The 2263-nt window shown below is 63.0% G+C and carries 3 protein-coding genes; all 3 read left to right on the top strand.

Annotated features, from left to right (window positions below; translation table 11 throughout):
* Positions 1-1026, top strand: a 1026-nt coding sequence (locus tag D7V88_RS40800) for an RCC1 domain-containing protein (protein WP_372241171.1), incomplete at its 5' end; no start/stop codon positions are given.
* A 152-nt stretch (positions 1027-1178) separates the two neighbouring features.
* On the top strand, positions 1179-1331 hold the full coding sequence (locus D7V88_RS40795) for a hypothetical protein (RefSeq protein WP_167509922.1): 153 nt from the start codon (positions 1179-1181) through the stop codon (positions 1329-1331).
* Positions 1332-1917: 586 nt separating this feature from the next.
* Positions 1918-2247: a hypothetical protein gene (locus tag D7V88_RS40790; protein WP_120545867.1), complete on the top strand. Its 330-nt coding sequence runs from the start codon at positions 1918-1920 to the stop codon at positions 2245-2247.
* Positions 2248-2263 lie beyond the last annotated feature (16 nt).

Below are 2263 nucleotides of genomic sequence, written 5' to 3'. Positions count from 1 at the left end.
GGCGGAAGCGGTGCTGCCGATGCAGGAACGAGTGGCCCTGATGGCGGAAGCGGGGCTGCCGATGCAGGAACGAGTGGCCCTGATGGCGGAAGCGGTGCTGCCGATGCAGGAACGAGTGGCCCTGATGCCCGTCTCACAGCTGGGTATTCGCACTCGCTCAAAGTGAATCGCGATGGCACCGTTTGGGCCTGGGGCTTCAATAACGTCGGCCAGCTCGGCGATGGGACAACGACTGACCGCCTCACACCAGTGCCGGTGCCGGGATTGATGGGCGTCACAGCCCTCGCCGCTGGCTTAGGCCACACGCTTGCCCTGAAGCAGGACGGCACCCTCTGGGCCTGGGGGGACAACGCCATCGGCCAGCTCGGCGACGGGACGAACTCGGAGCGGCACGCACCAGTACAAATTCAGGGCCTAAATAGAGTCACGGCCCTCGCCGCTGGCAACTACCACACGATTGCATTGACTCTGGACGCCACCGTCTGGGCTTGGGGCCACAATGGCTCCGGCCAACTGGGCAACGGGACGACGTCGAGGAGCCTCACGCCGGCACAGGTGTCGGGCCTTACCGGGGTCGTGGCCATCGCTGCTGGTGACAGACACACCGTGGCGCTGAAGTCAGCCGGGACCGTCTGGGCCTGGGGCCACAATGACCATGGTCAGTTGGGCGACGGGACGACGACGCAGCGGCTCACTCCAATTCAGGTACCGGGTTTGACGAGTATCAGAGCCCTCGCAGCTGGCCGCAACCATACGCTCGCTTTGAGGCAGATCGGCACCATCTGGGCTTGGGGCCACAATGCCTATGGCCAGCTGGGAGACGAGACGGTGATAGACCGTTTCGGGCCGGCTCGGGTGTCAGAGCTGACAGATGTCGCAGGCATCGCCGCTGGCGACGACCACTCGCTCGCGCTGAAACAGGACGGCACCGTCTGGGCCTGGGGCTTAAACGAGGGAGGCCAACTGGGAGATGGGACGGTGACAGTCCGTTCCATACCAGTGCAGGTGTTGGGCCTAAGCCCCTGACGAGGCACTGGTAGGGTGTTGAGAAACCCCTCCGAGAGATCAACACCCCGCACCGTCTCGTGGTGTCGTGCGTGCCTCGGAGGAAGAGGTGCGCACGGCCCAAGCAGCAGACGACGCTGTTCAGCCTGAGGTCGCCGGGGGAGCGAGTCCCGGTGGACGATCCGCTGCGCAGGGTGAAGGACATGGCGGACAGCGCGCTGGCGGCGCTCGATGAGTTGTGCAGCGGCCAGCCACAGCGAAGCCACTTTGCGGCCGGATTCGACGTCCTGATAATGAACCACCGGCACGTTCTTGGTGTTAAGTAGCTGTATTTATTCATGATTTTCCATGACCGATAATGGTGATTATGTCTACTTCGGAAAATTCCGCCCCTATTGACGTTGTGGCTTCCATCCGCGAACTGCGCGCCAACAGCCTCGGCGAATGCAATCCACCGCCGATGGGAGTTGATGACCTCTTCATCCGTCCTCGCAGACTCACGCTCGGAGAATGGGCTCACCGAGCGGTCCTGTGGATCCGCTGGCTCCTCCGCGGTGAGCCTATGTCCGTTTGCCTCACCTGTGGCGCACCAGGGCGCCAGGTGCAGTGCGTTCCCTGCGAAGCCGTATCGCTGGTGTTCTCCGCCTTGCCTGGGGCATGGGGCGAGGCGTGGGCGAGAGCTTTGAAGCACCTTGAACGCAGTGATGTGGTGATGGCAGCGCGGCTGGCGAATCTCGCTCCTGTTTCCTGCTCAGCAGGCCTACTCCTGATTGAACCATCGTCCGGCGCGTTCGCATGGCGAAGTGATGATGAGGCTGTGGCCGCTATCCTCGCTGCACAGCGTGCCCTCCGAGCTATTTACGCCCCCTTCTTGGAAATCGACTCTCAGCTTCCTGCTCCGACTGAGGGCGCATGATGCAAACCTTGCCCCTTCCAGCGACTCGCAGCGCCGCCATCAACATCTGGCTCGTCGTCGTTTCCGCCCTGAAGAGTGCTCTGCCCGAGGATGACCTCGTTTCCCAGGTGCTCTCCGTGCTCGCGTCGGTGGATCCGGACTGGCTCAACCGCTTTGAACCGCTCGGCATCAAGGACGGCGTCCTCATCCTTGCCTGCACTTCTGACTTCCTTGAGGCGGCACTCAGGGATTTGTACGGCGAGGAAATCCGGGTTGAGCTCGCGCGCCTCCAGCCACCTGCGGAAGTGCGCGACTTCGCCGTTCGGCAGCTTGAGGTGGTCGTCTAGGTCCCCTGGTGTGACG

The organism is Corallococcus terminator, from assembly GCF_003611635.1.
GTDB lineage: Bacteria > Myxococcota > Myxococcia > Myxococcales > Myxococcaceae > Corallococcus > Corallococcus terminator.
The sequence above is the reverse complement of the archived record's forward strand: the minus strand, read 5'-3'. Positions and strand labels throughout refer to the sequence as shown.